A 16,694-nucleotide genomic window follows, 5' to 3' on the forward strand; every position below is an offset into this window, starting at 1 on the left:
TCGATGTTATTTATATTGTTCTGTTTGGTCGTCGTCTTGTATGTTTAAGGAAGCGGTTACAACGATGGTCGTCCCTTCATCAGGGGAGCTCTTTATTTCAAAAAGACCGCCCATCATCAGGGCGCGCTCTTTCATTCCCAGTAACCCAAGCGTTTTTTTAGTGCTTAGGTTACGCATATCAAATCCCCGGCCATCGTCTTTTATAGTGAGTATTAATTGATCGTTTTGTAATTGCAAATTTGAAAAAACATTTTTTGCTTTTGCATGCCGGCCTATATTGGTCAGCGCTTCCTGGTAAATTCTGAACAACGAGGTAGCTACTGCAGTTGCTATGGGAGGTTGCGATACATCCGATTGAAAATTGATGTTGATGCCCGACCGGTTTTCAAATTCTTTGCTTTGCCATTCCATCGCCGCAATTAAACCCAGGTCGTCGAGCATACTTGGTCGCAGATCAGTTGCAATGCGTCGCACCGTTTTAATGGTTTCGCTCAGCATGTCAACGGTTTCTTCTATCTTTTTAGAAACCGCCGCATCCTCATAGCTTTTTAATTTTTTTTGCAGCCATGCAATATCCATTTTTAAAATGGTTAACTGCTGACCCAGTTCATCATGTATTTCACGGGCTATATTGGTTCGTTCGATTTCACGTATGTTCTGCAGGTGATCACTCAGTTCGCGCAATTGCACAGTGGTTTTCTGGAATTCTTTTTCGGTTTTTTTTCTTTCAGTAATATCGTGGCTGATGCTAACCACATCGCCATCAGTGGTAAACTGGGCACATATTTCTACATATAAAATTGAACCGTCTTTTCTCAGTAACTGACCATCTTTATAAAATATGGGGCCGCTGCGTAGCTGATAAAAGGGGTCGGCGCCTCCATTGCGCAGGTGAACAGGCACCAGGTCGATAAAATTTTTATGTAACAATTCTTCCCTGGTATATCCGCTCATTTCACTGGCTCGTATGTTTACATAAGAGAACCATCCATGCTGGTCGCAAATAAAAATGCCATCCATAGCCTGTTCAATAAGCAGGCGGTATTTTTCTTCGCTTTTCTTTAATGCTGTATCAGGTATAGAGTCGCTTCTGTCTTTTGTTATTGGATCACCGGGCAGTATACATTGTTCAAATGGCCTGAATGTAATGATGAAACCGGTAGATATGGTGCTTTCTTCAAAAACATGCAAAGACGCATGTACATGTATTTTTTGTTTTGTTTTGGTTATTTGTTCCAGTACGCCTTGTGTAAAGCCTTTGCTTTTAACTGAAAGAGAGCGTGTGTTTGAAAGGAAAGTTGTGGCGGGGATCAGAAAATCAATATCGTGGCCGAGTATTTCGCTTTCTTTATAACCAAACAGGTTTTCGGCTGCTTTATTCCATGCGGATACCCTGAAACGGAAATCCGTTATAACAACAGCATCTTTTATATGCTGTATAAACACATGATTGTTGGGTTGGTTGGGTAGCTCGTTTTCCATTTGAATAAACGGGTACATAATCAGGCACAGTTACACATTTCATAGAAAACGATTCGGGCGACAATTTTACCTTTTTATTTTTAATTAACCATGAATTACACCATAATTGTTGCTAAATAAACAGCATCTTTTTCGATGTTTAAAAAACGCTGAAGCGCAGGAGGGTAAAGCAATACATGGAAACATGTATTTTCAATAAAGTGATATCATTGGTTTCGTTGTTATTGTTTGCCGGAAATTTTGTTGGGAATTAAACAAACCTACCTTTATTGCAGAAAGATTCTTGCCATATTGCCACCCATTAACCTCGCCCTCGACTACTATCCTGGTTAAACCTGAAACCTTTTTCAGCGGAGCTGTACAATTGATTTAAAACTTTACTTGTTGTTATTACGCTTTTGCAGCTGTTTTCAGCTTGCGAAATGAACTTAATTTTTGTTTTATGAATACTTCAGGAATTAAATTGGCATTGGTAGATGATTCATCTCTGATACGAAACAGTATTCAGGAAATTTTAAAAGCCTGGGGATATCAGATTGTGCTGGAAGCAATTAATGGCAAAGACTTTTTCAGACAATTAACTACTGCCAACGCACCGGATATTTGTATTACTGACATTAATATGCCGGAAATGAATGGGTATGAAACCATTAAACAACTAAAACAGCAATGGCCTGATATTAAGATCGTTGCTTTTTCAATTAACGGTCAGGCCGAAGCTGCCCGGGCATTACGAACAGGGGCCGATGCTTTTGTTTCGAAACTAAGCCCCATTGCAGAACTGCATAAGGTATTGAAGAGCATGAGCAGTTCATTGATTTCGGGATTTTGAGATTTCGGGATTTTGAGATTTGTTTCGGTGATACTGCCTAAGGAAATCACAAAATCACAAAATCTCAAAATCAGAAATTGTTGCTATTACTGTCCTTTCAGTACAAGTTTATGCCATATCACATTATCTTCCAGTAATTGGTGAAAATCTTCTTCACCGGATTGTTCTTCGCCGGGGGGCGGACCTGGTGGCGGCATCATGCCTTCTCCGGGCGGCTCGCCAAAATCGGGCATGCCATTACCATCGGGGCCTGTAGAAAACATGCCTTTTTCGATGATGCCAATGCTTACCGGCGTATTCATGGCAGGCGCTTTGGCAAATACATCGAAAGGAACCACTGCCTGGTATATTAAAGTATCGTTACTAAACTGCAACGAAACCTGTAAGCCCGATGGGTGCCGGTTGTTTTGTATGCCGTTCAGTTCTTCTTTAAAACCGGTAAGCTTCATTTCATTTTTTTGCAAAATCACCCGCTTCAGTTGTTCACGCATATCTTTCTTTTCAAAAGGTTGCTGATTACCGGTTGGTGAAACCGGTGCCGCCGCATTCCCTTTTTCAGGCGGCTTAGCTGCTAATGGAAACACAATGCCTGTACTTTTTTTCTTTTTTGCTTTGGCGTCGATCCAGATTTCCACGCCGTTTTCAATTACTTTTTTTTGTTGCAATGCATCAGTGATCAGTAGCTGAATATAAATGGCACCGGCATCGTTGTAAACCGTATACCATGTTTTGGAGGAAGGATCGTATCCTGCTTTTGCATTTGTTTGCTGAACAAGCGCAGCGATATTGGATGGAATTTCAGGTTCAAGATTTATTACAGGCTGAGCCGAAGTGTTAAAATAACTGGTTATAATCAATATACCGGTTATTGCTGATCGAAGGAATGGAGAGATGCTGCGCATATTTTAAATTCTATTTCTGATTTCCGGATTTCGGGATTTTGAGATTTAAAATGCATGCCTGCTATAAAAGAAATCCCGAAATCTCAAAATCACAAAAGCAGAAATCGTAAGAACGGAATCGGGGATGCTACCGGATGGATAAAAACTTTGAAACTTCTGTTGCTGATAAAAGAATAGCACCCCCTTACCGTTTAGCTACTGTTATTAACACCATGAAGATAAAAGCGGCTGATTGCATCAGGTTCAACAAATAGATGAATTCGGTAAATGTATCGATAGGAGGGAGGAAAGCGGTTATCCACATTTTATTCATACTTTTCGTGCTGCTCAATAAATCATATAACGAAGCGTTACGTAAAAAAGGCATAGTATTTGAAATTATTGATTGCCCCGCCTTACCAGCGCTGCGGAAGTTGTAGAGTTTCAGTGAGAAATCGAATTTTCCGGTAATAACCCATAACCTCAGAACTTAAAACTTAGAACTTATAACTTAGAACTCTATTCTCATTCTAATATCCTGCCCGTAAGGGTTTCATTACTTTCAACGTATTTTTTCTTTTATACTTATATATCAATATATGTTACAACCGCTTCCATACCATTTGAAGGTTCGTGATCATTTTGCCCGGCAAACCCAAACCTGGAATTTTTTTGCTGCAGGCAAAACCAAAGAAGAACAGCTGGCCCAATACAAAACCGAATTGTTAAAAAATACTTACAAATTTGATATTAAGGCCGATGCCGGTATATATGAAAAAGTTAATACAGCCAAAAATAAACTGGGGCTCGAGCAACTGGCAGTAACCGTTTACCAGGCGCAGTATACCGACGAAATGAATGCCAGCATTGTTTTTTTAAATAATGAAGCACATATTGTTTTCAGCGGCCGCATTACGCAGTTATTAGATGACAACGAATTGCTGGCAATTCTGGCGCATGAACTTACTCATATCAAACTGTACAGCATGTTACAGGGCGAACTCGAAACTGCCGAACGCATCATTATGGCTATTGCCGGAAATTACCACAGTGATGCCGCTTATTATGAAACAGCAAGACTGTACAGATTATATACTGAAATTTTCTGCGATCGCGGCGCTTATACGGTAGTGGAAGATACAGGTCCGGTGATCACTTCGCTGGTAAAAATTGCCACAGGATTAGATAAGGTAAGCGCCGAAAGCTATTGTCAGCAGGCGCAGGAAATATTTGCGGCCGGCAGCAGCGTTAAAGCGGCCACCGTTTCACATCCCGAAAATTTTATAAGAGCGCGGGCCATACAGCTATGGCACGAGAAAAAAGAGGCGGCCGAACCTGAAATCATCAGCATGATCGAAGGCATTGCCGATCTTGATCAGCTCGATGTGTTCAAACAAAAGGAATTGTCGCTGTTAACCCAAAAATTCATGCAACTGTTGCTGAAACCAAACTGGTTCCGCAGCTCGCTGGTTATTAGTCTTGCCCAACAATACTTCCCCGGTTTTTCATTTGATGATTCAGTAACGCTCGATGAAACTTTTGTTGAATCGATCAGTCAAACGCATAGCAGCATAAAAGACTACCTGGGCTATGTGATGCTCGATTTTTCGCTGGTAGACGGTGCACTGGAACAAATTCCCTTCGGATGGGCCTTTCAGTTTGCCGACAACATACAGATGAAAGAAGTTTTTGACGCCATTGTAAAAAAAGAATTACAACTGAGCGATAAAAAACTACAGCAACACAAACAAAATACCATGAGCGCCTGGTATAAAATAAAAGAAGGCGACAAAGAATTTGAAAATTTGAAAATGACTGAATTTGAAAATGATAAAACACTTTCAAATTGATGAATTTTTGGAGAGAGATTTACAATGAGCCAGTTTGGCTTTCAATTTTCAAATTTTCAAATTAATTAATTTTCAAATTGTATTCTATGTCAATACAGGTTCAATCGTTCAGACAATTTTTAAAAACGGCATTCAAAAACGGCGATTATGCCACCGACGATGTAATTGCATTTGTGCTGCCTTTGTGCAAAGAGGTAATTGGTTTTCATGAAGCAGGCCTGGTGGCCCCGTTCGAAAATGAGCTGTCGCTGTTTATTACCGATAACAGGCTTGATATTGACGAGCGCCTGGCCCATAAGCCCATGAACGCCATTGGTAAAGTATTTGCCCTGTTCGAAAAAAATAAATCGCGTCATTTTGAAGTAGTAGGCAATCTGAATCAGGATATTGACGACGACAGTGCCGTAACAGTCGAAAACTCCAACATACATTTAAATGGAAGCGAATCGCTGCCATATCCGGCCTTTATTCCCGGATATCGCTGTTTTGAAATGTCGCTGGGCCACCACGATGAGCTGACCGATATTTTTTGTCTCGGTTGTGTATTGGGAAGCATGGCGCTCGGATTGAATCTGTTTGAAGAAAAAGACCTGGCCCTTTTTGCCAGGTATCGCAGCAATCCTATATTATATAACCATCGCATTCATCCTACCATCAGTTCGCTCATTGCCGAAATGACGGAACTGAGCAGGCAAAAACGCCTGCAGGACCTTTACGATATTGTAAATCGTTTGCAACATTATCGCGATTATGATCCCGAAAAGCAAACCGACCTGAGCAATGTGGCCGGCTGGATCAATAAATCACTGACCAATCGCAACCAGCTTATTTTAAGCAAGCTTCGCAACCGGTTATTCGATACCAGCAGGCGTAACCGCTTATTGTATTACAAAGCGAACATGCGGTTTGTGAATTTAACGGTAAGCAGCGTGCCCATGGTACTGCATTATCAAAGCATTCGTCCTGAATTATTGTTTACCTGGAATAAGGATATTGCCGAACGCGTTATCGGCATGAAGGAAATCATCTTAAATAAATACCTGCGGTTCGAAGACCATTTGTACCTGCCGTCGTCGCTCGATAAAATAAGGGTTGAAGCGCAACGCGATATTCAGGAATACGGCTTTAGTCAACTGAAGCTGGTTATCGTGTATTTGAACTGGCATAATCTGAAAGAAGATACCGAGGAGCGCATACAAAGTCCGCTGTTGCTGGTGCCTGCCGAACTAAAGAAGAACAAAAAGCTGAAAGAAGATCATTTTGTTTTAAAGATAACCGATAACGTGGCCGAAGTGAATCCGGTGCTGGCCAGTTATCTGAAAGAATTGTACGGTATTGAGCTGCCCGACTTTGTTGACCTCGATGAAATGACGCCCGAGCAATTTTATCAGTTGCTGAAAGGACAGATCGACGCTGCCAACCAGGGAATCGTATTGAATTATATTCATAAGCCACGCATTAAGCTGGTGCACAATATTGCCAAGCAAACGGTAACCACTTTTAAAAAGCGGTTAAAACGTTCGGGCAAACAACTGAGCAATTACAAAGATGTTGGCTACAGTTACCAGCAGGAGCAATACAAACCGCTGGGATTGGAAATATTTCGCCAGCGTATTGAACCCAAAAAAATATCGCTCGACCTGCTTACCAGCGAAGAAGCAAAGATCACTTCGTCGCAATTAACCGAAAGCGCTTCATCAAAAAGACGCCCGTCGTTTGAGCTTACCGAAAGCGAAGGCAATCCGTATAGCTGGGATTTTGATATGTGTAACATTGTGCTGGGCAATTTCAATTATAAAAAAATGAGCCTGGTACGCGATTACAATTTTGTGATCGACAACCAGGTTCCCAACGAAGTGTTTGAACAGTTGTTCAGCAGCCAGCCAAAGCCTACCAGCGATGCACCGCGCAACTGGGATAAAACCGAAGACTGGTACCATGTAATTACAGCCGACCCTACCCAAACGAAGGCCATTTTAAAAAGCCGCGACAGGGAAAGCTATATCATTCAGGGACCTCCCGGTACCGGTAAAAGTCAAACCATTACCAATTTGATTGCCGATTTTGCGGCCCGTGGCCATAGCATTTTGTTCGTGTGTGAAAAGCGTGCAGCCCTCGATGTGGTGTTCCATCGCCTGAAAAAACAGGGCCTCGATGAACTGTGCTGTTATATTCACGACAGCCTTGGCGACAAAAAAGAATTCATCAGGAACCTGAAAGCCACTTATGAAGATTTTACGAAGAATAAGATGGATCTCGAAAGAATTCAGGCAAGCCGCGATGCATTGTTAAAACAAACAAACGATCAGTTGGAACTGCTGAAACAGTTTCATGCTACCCATACAGGCATCCCTGAACAGGCAGGTATTGAATTCAGAAAATTACTCGAACGAGTAGTTGAACTGAAAGAGCATCTTATTAACCGTACTGCGAAGGAAGCTGATGCCTTGCCGCATTATAATCAGTGGCTTGAGTTTGGCAACGTTATTCAGCAATTGAGCAACGCATTGGAAGAAGCAGGGGCCGAGCCAATGTTTGCCGAACATCCGTTCAGTAAAATAAATGAGAACGTTTATAGCAACGATAATCCAAAAGCGGTTTTAGAAAATTTGCTGGCGCATTGCCGCAACCTGCTTACCGATATTACTTCGGTGGTGCGGGAGAATAATATTCCGCCCGAACATACCAACAGGCTTGAGCAAATCAAAAACCTGGTACAGGTGGCCATTGTATTACACCCACTGGCCGAAACAGATAACCTGTCGCTTGTGGATGAAGGCAATGAGCAGGCACGCAAATTTGAAAAAGGAGTTCATTTATACAAACAGCAGCAACAGCATTACGAGCAGATACGCGAAAGGAACAGCAACTGGAAAAGCAGACTGAGCGAGCAGGATGTAGTAGCTGCATTGCCGCTGGCTGCCAAACATGAACAAACCTTCCTGAAATTCCTGAACAGCAAATGGAACAGGCTGAAGAATAAGATAGATGAGAGCTATGATTTTTCGCAACATGCAGTACATCCTGGTTATACTACCGTATTGCAACAGTTGAAAGAAGAATATGATGCTGCCAATATGGTGGCTATGGAAAAGCATTTTCTGCAGCAGCAGTTTAAAGTAGATAACGTTGATTTAACCTTTTTAAGCATCGAGCGCATCAGGGCCAGAAAGGGTGATAAGGAAATTGATTATTTATTGCATCATCCCGAGGCCAACCAGCTGGTAATGCGGTTGAGCAAGCTGAATAATAACATGCAAAAGCTGCAAACCCTGTTACAGCAATGTTTGAATGATTACGACAACAAACCTATCAATGAAATTTACGACGAGCTCGAAAGCATCAGCATGAATGCCGAAAGCCTGCGCGATCTGTTGCCGGCGCTGCGTGAATATGCTGAGCTACCCGATTCGGTAAAAGAAGTGATACGCAAAGTGCCTGTTACACCATTACAGGCCGAAGCCGGCATGGCCAGCAAAACGTTGTCGCACATTTATCAGAACAATAAAATATTTGCCAATACCGATATGCAGGCCATTGAAAAGGCCGTGCGGCAAATACAGCATTGCTATAAACAACTATTAAAGGTGAATGCCGATTATATCAGAGCGGCGGTTCGCCAGCGCTTTTTACATAATGTTGAACTAAGCAATATCGCCAGCAGCCAGTTATCGCCCGAGCAAAGGGAATTTAAAAAGAATTATACCGAAGGCCGTAAGATACTGGAGAATGAATTTAATAAGAGCATGCGGTTTAAAAGTATCCGTGAGTTATCGGCCAAGGAAAGCGGATTGGTGCTGAAAGACCTTAAGTCGGTTTGGCTGATGAGCCCGTTAAGTGTAAGCGATAGTTTACCGGTTGATATCGGCTTTTTCGATGTGGTGATCTTTGACGAAGCCAGTCAGATTACATTGGAAGAGGGCATCCCCGCATTGTATCGCGCCAAACAAACCATTATCGTGGGCGATGACAAACAAATGCCGCCAACCAACTTCTTCACAGTAAGAACCGAAGACCCCGACGATCTGGAAGTATATGCCGATGAAGATGATGATGAATTGCTGAGCAATGATGCCGACAGCTTACTGGTGCAGGGGGCCCGCAAACTGAATAATGTGATGCTGGGCTGGCATTACCGCAGCCGTTTCGAAACATTGATCAGTTTCAGTAATCATGCCTTTTACGATGCAAACCTGTTGACCATTCCCGACAGAACAATACATCATACCGAAAAGAAGGCTATTGAGATCACCAAACCACAGGAAGCGGCAAAACATGCCGATGCACTATTTGATCGCAGCATCAGTTTTCACTTTTTACCAAACAGTGTATATGAAAAACGCATCAACACCGATGAAGCGGAATATATCGCATATATGGTAAAAACCCTGCTGCAGCGAAAAGTAAAAGAAAGCATAGGTATTGTGGCATTCAGCCAGGAACAGCAACAGGCTATTGAAGATGCATTAACGGCACTGGCGTCGAAAGATAAAGAGTTTGATCAGCTGCTGGAAGATGCCTGGAGCCGTACCGAAGAAGATCAGTTTACAGGCTTGTTTGTAAAGAACCTCGAGAATGTGCAGGGCGATGAGCGCGATATTATAATTATGAGCGTATGTTATGGTTTCGATTCGCGCAGGAAGATGATCATGAACTTTGGGCCCATTAATAAAAAAGGTGGTGAAAAAAGGTTGAATGTGATCTTCAGTCGCGCTAAAAAACATATGGCCGTGGTGAGCAGTATACGCCATACGCATATTACCAACGAGTATAACGAAGGCGCCAATTACTTCAAACGCTTTTTACAATACTCCGAGTTGGTAAGCTGCGGAGATATGAAAACAGCCCGCACCATATTAGACAGCCTGGTGCTGAATAAAAAACATCATCCGAAGTCGAAAGGCGATAGCATCATTCTGCAACAAATAAAAGAGCAGCTCGAAAAACGAGGCTATGAAGTGGCAGAACAGGTAGGGCAATCAGATTTCAAATGTTCGCTGGCCGTAAAAGCCAAACCAAACGATACAACCTACTCGTTAAGCGTGTTGCTCGACGACGACAGGCATTACAGGAACGAGAACCTGCTGGAGCAGTACTATCAGCGCCCGGCTATTTTGCAAACCTTTACCTGGCGTACGATCAATGTATTTGCGAAAGACTGGTTAAGTCAGCCCGATAAAGTGATTGAGCAAATCATCAAACGATTACAACAGGAGCCCGGTGCAGAAGATGAGAAAGCACCTGAGCAGGCAATAACGGTGGAAGCAACAACTACCACTGTTGAAAAGGTGGATGAAACGCCTGCTATTCCCGGTATTGTAAAAGAAGAACCGGAAGTAGCGGCCATGCCATATGATCATTTAACTTTTGAGCGGCTTATCAATTCAGAAGGTGAAAACAGCCGTTTTTGGGAAGCAGCGCTCGACGGTACCAAACTGATCGTGCGATACGGAAGGGTAGGAACAAAAGGACAGGTACACGTGAAAACCTTTGCCAAGGAATCGACCGCTCAGTTAGAGAGGGATAAGCTGGTTAAAGAAAAGATGAATAAAGGTTATAAGCAGAGTAGTAAGTTGTAAGTAATAAGTAGTAAGTAGTAAGTCGGAAGTAGAAAGTAAGATGTAAGAAATAGAATATAAAGTTCGGAAGATGTTTGTTAAAGATCCTTCCGGACTTTTTTTTATTTGACCACATTTATCTATTATCTATTGCACCAACTACCATTTGCCGATTGCCGTTTGCCGTTTCACGATTGACCATTCACCATTGACCATTGACCGGGATGCTTACTTCAAGCCGGCATCCATTGCCGGGTGATGAAATCAGTTGTGCCGTTCCGTTATACGATTCAACCCGGTTGAGGATGTTGCTAATGCCTACACCATTGCGTGTTTGAGTAGGGGTAAAACCAATGCCATCGTCGTGTATGCAAAGGTGTACCGTTTGGGCATCGTTATATAGTTTTATAACTGCTGTATCGGCCTTTGCATGCCTGATGATATTGGCAAGTTGTTCCTGTGTAATACGGTATATCGTTTCTTTAATATTATCGGGTAAAAGTGTTTCATTCAATCCGGTGATATCAAGCTGCACCGGTTGTTGCTGGCAGATGTTATCGATCGTTTTTTCAAGCTCAGCCTGCAGGCTTGTTTCGGCAAACCGGGGCAGTACCAGGCGGTGCGACAGGTTACGGATTTCCCTGATCACTTCTTCAATATTGGTTTTGCAACGTTCTATGGTGCATTTTTCTTCTTCGTAATGATCGAGACTGTATTCGAGCTGCAGTTTTACGGCAGCAAGTATCTGGTTGATGTTATCATGTAATTCACGGCCTAATTTATTCCGCTCATTTTCCTGTGTTTTTATCATTATGCGATTGATCTCTTTTTGCTGTTCGGCATTTACCTGAATGGTTTTCTGATTGCTTAGTTCTTCCGGGGTGATGTCTTTCAATGTTGCCACCAGCCCTGCCGGTTTATTCATTTCATCCCTTGCATAGGTAACGGTTGCCAGTAAGTAGAATTTCCTTTTATCGCTACGGGTAAACACTACCTTGCCCTGCCAGCTGCCTGTTTGCTGCAGCACCTGCAACGCCTTTTCGCGCGAATCGCCGAAATATTCATATTGAATTACATCGCGTAGCAGCCGTCCCGTTACTTCGTTTGACCTGATCGCATACAGTTGTTCGGCTTTTTTATTCAGGTACAGAATATGTTGATCAAGATCAGTAAATATCACGGCATCACTGATATGGTCGAGCAATAGATAGTTGGGAAAATTAGTGTTGTGATCTGTTCGCGTATCTGCTGCCGGCAGGTAATTCACTGCCGAAAGTTGGTTTTGAGGAAGGTGGACGCTCATGGTTAAACAGTTTTTGCTACGCTTAAGTGTTTTGGTTTTCAGCATTGGATATTCTTTTACAATAGGGTAAATAAGTACACGTAAATTAGAGAAGCCCACACTCCATAAACATGATTTTTATCATATCAGTATATGACCTGGAAATATAAACGAAAGAAGTTGTTTTTAATCAAGTTGCAAATAAGGATTTCTGTTACTTTTAGTTAGTTTTTCGATATTGCCTGTGGTTGATGAATAGCTGATAAAAAACCGGGGGAATCAATAGATGAATGGAGCGCTCTTATTTTGTAAGTGTTTCTATTTAACACAAAAACTAATAATGCGCATCTTTATTGTTTTTCTTTTTGTTTTTATTTAATTCCTCGCGCAATACTTCATCGTTTTCGGTTGCTTCAAAGGCATTGGCTGATACTACATGTTTAATTTCATCGGCAGCGTCATCATCTTTTTTTATCAGGTTCGCATTTGCTTTTTCTTCGGAAGCTACCCCCCTACATGATAATTATTTGTTAAGGGCGGTTTTTTAGCACACTTTTTTCAGTGTTCAAACGTAGTTATGTATCTAACAAAAATTCTTACTATGTGGTTACCGGCATTTTTATTGATTACCAGTAGATTATTATTCCCGGGATGGGGAACAGACTTTGAGCGGGCCAGGGAAACAGCCCGGCAGGAACACAAATACATACTCCTTAATTTTTCGGGTTCCGATTGGTGCGGCCCCTGTATCAGGTTGCACAATGAGGTATTCGAAAGCGAGGCCTTTAAGCAAATAGCTGGTGATAACCTGGTGTTGCTGAATGCCGATTTCCCCAGGTTGAAAAAGAACCAGTTGCCGAAAGATCAACAAAAGCAAAATGAACATCTGGCCGATCTGTACAATTCGAAAGGAAGTTTTCCCCTGACCGTGTTGCTTACGGCTGATGGAAAGATCGTGAAGCAATGGGAGGGCTTTCCGTCGGAAGGTGCCGGACCGTTTGTTAGCGAGATAAAAGCTGCCTGCAATGCCGGTAAATGATGTGTTTACCATAGCGCCATCGATACACAGAAAGGTGTTGAAACTGATGGGTAACCGGTTTGAGCTGACCGTGGTTGATGACGATGCATCGAACGCGGCCGCAAACATTGAACTGGCCATTGAAGAAATCAGACGCATTGAAAAATTACTCACCACATTCAGCGACGATAGTCAAACCAATCTTATAAATCGAAATGCAGGCATTGCCCCTGTTCAGGTAGACCCCGAAGTGTTTTCACTGATCAAACGCTCCATTCGCATTTCAGAAGTTACACAGGGCGCTTTTGATATTACCTACGGATCTATTGATAAAAAGCTGTGGAACTTCGACCAAACCATGACGGCGTTGCCCGATGCAGCTACCGCAAAGCAACTCGTTCGTTTGATTAATTACCGCAATATTATAACGGATGAAAAGAACGGTACGATTTTTTTGAAAGAAAAAGGCATGCGCATTGGTTTTGGCGGTATCGGAAAAGGATATGCAGCTGAAAAAGCCAAATGGGTGTTGCTGAACAACGGGGTTCGCAGCGGCGTGGTAAACGCTGCCGGCGATTTAAGCGCCTGGGGTTATCAGCCAAATTTAAAACCATGGACCATAGGCATTGCCGATCCCAATGCAGCGCATCATCCGTTTTCGAGCCTTGCAATTACCGATATGGCGGTTGCTACATCGGGTAATTATGAAAAGTTTGTAATGATCGATGGTAAAAAATATTCGCATACCATCGATCCCAAAACAGGATTACCGGTAAGGGGTATCAAAAGCGTAACGATCATTTGTCCCAATGCCGAAATAGCCGATGCCATGGCTACGCCGGTTATGATCATGGGTGTAAAAGTTGGATTGAATATGATCAATCAGTTGCGCGATATAGCCTGTATCATTATCGATGATAACGATAAAATATTTACTTCAAATAATATCAATTTAAAATGAAACCAGTAAGGCTGCCACTTTCTTTACCGGCGATGGTATGTGCCGCGGGTACTATGCTGATCGTTGCATCGTGTACTACCGTAAAAGAATACCAGAAAAACAGGCTCAACGACTCGGAAATGTCGTTAAGCAACCGCAAAGTCGAAAAACCCGAATTGAATTTTCAGTCTTATCGCGAAGGCGCTTCGGGAGCCAATGCCGGAAAAACAGGCGGCGGCTGTGGTTGTAATTAATTTTCTTTCCCTTGTAACTAATCACCATAATGAGGAAAATTTGTTTAACTGTTGTTGGTTTGTATATAGGCCTGCTCACCGCATTTTCTCAAACCACACAAAATGATTCTGCTTACAAAAGCCGTAAATTAAAGGTTGAAGAAGTAAACCTGGTATCAAGCTATTATGTGCAGGATGGCGACCATGCAGCGGTAACCGGTGGCATCGGCACACAGCATTTGACCAATATGGCCGGCTCCATCGATATTAAACTCAGCAAATACGATCGCAGATACCGTAAACATAGTTTTACGTTCGATTTGGGCGTTGATCATTATACTTCGGCTTCGTCTGATAAGATCGATCCCAAAACCATTTCTTCGGCTTCAAAAACCGATACGCGTATTTATCCTTCATTTGGCTGGTCGGTCGAAAACGAAGAAAAAGGAACCACATTCGGCGCCGGTGTTTCGTTATCGAATGAGTTTGATTATACCTCTACCGGAGCCAATATCAGTTTCGCCAAAAAAACACGCGACCGCAGCGGAGAGTTCAGTATAAAAGCACAGGCATATCTTGACCGGGTGAAAATAATTCGACCGGTTGAATTGCGAAATACCAGCGTAATCGTTCCGGGCGATGAAGATAACAACGGCTATGCCTCGCGTAATTCGTACAGTACTTCGTTATCATATGCGCAAATCATTAACCAGCGATTGCAGATCATGTTCCTGCTCGACCTGGTTTATCAGAAAGGATATCTTGGCCTGCCATTTTATCGCGTTTATTTTAACGATAATTCGGTGCATATTGAAAATCTTCCTTCAACGCGGTTTAAAGTTCCGATAGGCTTCAGGGCCAATTACTTTTTGGGCGACAAAATAATTTTACGCAGCTTTTACAGGTATTACCAGGACGACTGGGGCCTGAAGGCGCATACATTTGATCTGGAAGCACCGGTTAAGCTAACGCCGTTCTTTTCCATTACGCCTTTCTACCGGTTTTATCACCAGAATGCAGTTGATTACTTTAATGCATATGGGGCTCATACGGCGGCTGATAAATATTTTACCAGCAATTACGATTTGTCTACATTCAACAGCCAGTTCTTTGGGGCCGGTTTTCGCATAGCGCCGCCAAAGGGAGTATTCGGAAGCCCGCATTTTAACATGATTGAGCTTCGCTACGGGTATTATACACGAACCAATAATATGAATGCGAATATTGTGTCGGTGAACCTGCGGTTTAAATAAACTGTTTATCGCAGGTGTTGATTGAACAAGGCTATCTTCAAAAAAGAGGATAGCCTTTTTTATTGCTCTGAGCGGAGTCGAAGAGTTGCTATGAAATCACTCATTTTCTATGACTTAAGCCTTCGTCTTCCATGGAAAAACCTGCCCCGTTTCGGGGAATATGTTATGGGATTGAATACCAACTATTTCGCCATTGCAGCACCCAGCTACTTTTCGGGCATGCAGTTTTAAGGTTTTATTGACGGGTACTCTGATTGAAAAAGGTTAAATTATGGGAAGTTGATCAGTTAACCAGTTGATCAGTTAACTTGTCAACCTGTTAACTTGTCAACCTGTTAACTTTTTTAACTTATCAACTTAACTTAATGTTACGAAGCTCTTTTATCATATTATTCATTTCACTTTGTATAACAACGCAGGCGCAGATAGTGCATAACGACAAATACCGCCGTTCGCTGAATGAAAAATATACCTCAGGTTTTTTTACCAGTGATGATGCCTGGATGCTGGTTCCGCCCGATGACCCTGTTGCATTGGGATCGATAAACGTTTTTCAATACCTGCAGGGTCGTATACCAGGTTTGCAGATTTATAATACAGCAGGTCTTAAACCTTTTGTGCAGTACCGCTCGGCACGGCCGGCTTTTTTCCTTGATGAAGTACGGGTAGATGAGTACGTTATTAATAGTATAAACATTAATGATGTGGCGCTTATTAAAATATTCCGCCCGCCTTTTGCGGGTGCCTTTGGTAATGGCCCCGGTGGCGCCATAGCCATTTATACAAAGGATGGAGATGAGGAGTAAGTCAGTAAAGTCCGAAAGACCGTCCGAAAGAAAATGCACTTTATAGGCTTTCGGACTTTACTGACTTTCGGACTTCCGGACTAAATTACACAAATTGATAAAGTTTAACCCGTTAGCATCTGGTTAACAAAGAACAGCGTTTTTGGCACAAATTTTTTATTACAACAGTAAAAATAAGTTATGAAAAAGACCATAATGATGTTACTGGTAGCCGGTGCGCTTACAATGGGTACCACATATGCACAGGATGCGCCAACGCAAGACAAGAAAAAAACGGAAACGGGCGATACTAAAACAAAAGTAAAACCCAACACTACGGTAAAAGATAAGGCGCATAATGTAATACACCCAAAAAATAAAAGATCGCACGGAACAAAAGCAAAGCATAAAACAGAACAAGGAAAATCAAAGGTAGAAACAAGCACAGAAAAGCAAAAGCAATAACTGATTAATTGATTGGTTTATATAACCGGCTATTGTAAAAAGAAAGCTCTCCGCACACGCGAAGAGCTTTCGTGTTGTGCGCCTGGCATGATCATAGACTTGAAGGTGCAAGTCC

The 16,694-nt window shown here is 42.3% G+C and carries 13 protein-coding genes; 10 read left to right on the plus strand and 3 right to left on the minus strand.

All coding sequences use genetic code 11. The features are described 5' to 3' along the window. Positions 1-6: 6 nt before the first annotated feature. The gene (locus tag AC59IL_RS29825; RefSeq protein WP_496555897.1) at positions 7-1,500 is read right to left on the minus strand and encodes a PAS domain-containing sensor histidine kinase; all 1,494 of its coding nucleotides are present in this window, start codon (positions 1,498-1,500) and stop codon (positions 7-9) included. Positions 1,501-1,924: 424 nt separating this feature from the next. Between AC59IL_RS29825 and AC59IL_RS29830 the strand changes: the two genes are divergently transcribed. Next, on the plus strand, positions 1,925-2,314 hold the full coding sequence (locus AC59IL_RS29830; RefSeq protein WP_496555898.1) for a response regulator: 390 nt from the start codon (positions 1,925-1,927) through the stop codon (positions 2,312-2,314). 86 nt (positions 2,315-2,400) lie between these two features. On the opposite strand, the gene AC59IL_RS29835 is transcribed toward AC59IL_RS29830, so the two are convergent. Beyond that, a complete protein-coding gene (locus AC59IL_RS29835; protein ID WP_496555899.1) occupies positions 2,401-3,216 on the minus strand; it encodes a hypothetical protein in 816 nt (271 codons plus the stop codon). A 578-nt stretch (positions 3,217-3,794) separates the two neighbouring features. Here AC59IL_RS29835 and AC59IL_RS29840 point away from each other — a divergent pair. Continuing rightward, on the plus strand, positions 3,795-5,045 hold the full coding sequence (locus AC59IL_RS29840; protein WP_496555900.1) for a M48 family metalloprotease: 1,251 nt from the start codon (positions 3,795-3,797) through the stop codon (positions 5,043-5,045). An 86-nt stretch (positions 5,046-5,131) separates the two neighbouring features. Further along, on the plus strand, positions 5,132-10,624 hold the full coding sequence (locus tag AC59IL_RS29845) for an AAA domain-containing protein (RefSeq protein ID WP_496555901.1): 5,493 nt from the start codon (positions 5,132-5,134) through the stop codon (positions 10,622-10,624). Positions 10,625-10,805: 181 nt separating this feature from the next. Here AC59IL_RS29845 and AC59IL_RS29850 read toward each other — a convergent pair whose 3' ends face one another. Then, positions 10,806-11,906 (minus strand): PAS domain-containing sensor histidine kinase, encoded by a 1,101-nt coding sequence (locus AC59IL_RS29850; RefSeq protein WP_496555902.1) that lies wholly within the window; start codon positions 11,904-11,906, stop codon positions 10,806-10,808. A 556-nt stretch (positions 11,907-12,462) separates the two neighbouring features. Here AC59IL_RS29850 and AC59IL_RS29855 point away from each other — a divergent pair. From AC59IL_RS29855 to AC59IL_RS29885, 7 genes are all read left to right on the plus strand, one after another. After that, positions 12,463-12,924: a thioredoxin family protein gene (locus AC59IL_RS29855; RefSeq protein ID WP_496555903.1), complete on the plus strand. Its 462-nt coding sequence runs from the start codon at positions 12,463-12,465 to the stop codon at positions 12,922-12,924. Further along, positions 12,911-13,864: an FAD:protein FMN transferase gene (locus AC59IL_RS29860; protein ID WP_496555904.1), complete on the plus strand. Its 954-nt coding sequence runs from the start codon at positions 12,911-12,913 to the stop codon at positions 13,862-13,864. Before AC59IL_RS29855 ends, AC59IL_RS29860 begins: the two co-directional genes overlap by 14 nt. Continuing rightward, a complete protein-coding gene (locus tag AC59IL_RS29865; protein WP_496555905.1) occupies positions 13,861-14,097 on the plus strand; it encodes a DUF4266 domain-containing protein in 237 nt (78 codons plus the stop codon). The genes AC59IL_RS29860 and AC59IL_RS29865 overlap by 4 nt, the downstream gene beginning before the upstream one ends. Positions 14,098-14,126: 29 nt before the next feature. Beyond that, positions 14,127-15,329, plus strand: a complete 1,203-nt coding sequence (locus AC59IL_RS29870) for a DUF3570 domain-containing protein (RefSeq protein WP_496555906.1) — start codon at positions 14,127-14,129, stop codon at positions 15,327-15,329. Between the two features lie 90 nt (positions 15,330-15,419). Beyond that, positions 15,420-15,560 (plus strand): hypothetical protein, encoded by a 141-nt coding sequence (locus tag AC59IL_RS29875; protein ID WP_496555907.1) that lies wholly within the window; start codon positions 15,420-15,422, stop codon positions 15,558-15,560. A gap of 134 nt (positions 15,561-15,694) precedes the next feature. Beyond that, positions 15,695-16,135: a hypothetical protein gene (locus AC59IL_RS29880; RefSeq protein ID WP_496555908.1), complete on the plus strand. Its 441-nt coding sequence runs from the start codon at positions 15,695-15,697 to the stop codon at positions 16,133-16,135. A gap of 180 nt (positions 16,136-16,315) precedes the next feature. Next, entirely contained in the window at positions 16,316-16,579 is a 264-nt protein-coding gene (locus tag AC59IL_RS29885; protein WP_496555909.1) for a hypothetical protein, read from the plus strand. Positions 16,580-16,694 lie beyond the last annotated feature (115 nt).

The sequence above is a fragment of the Niastella sp. sgz303648 genome (genome assembly GCF_059587045.1).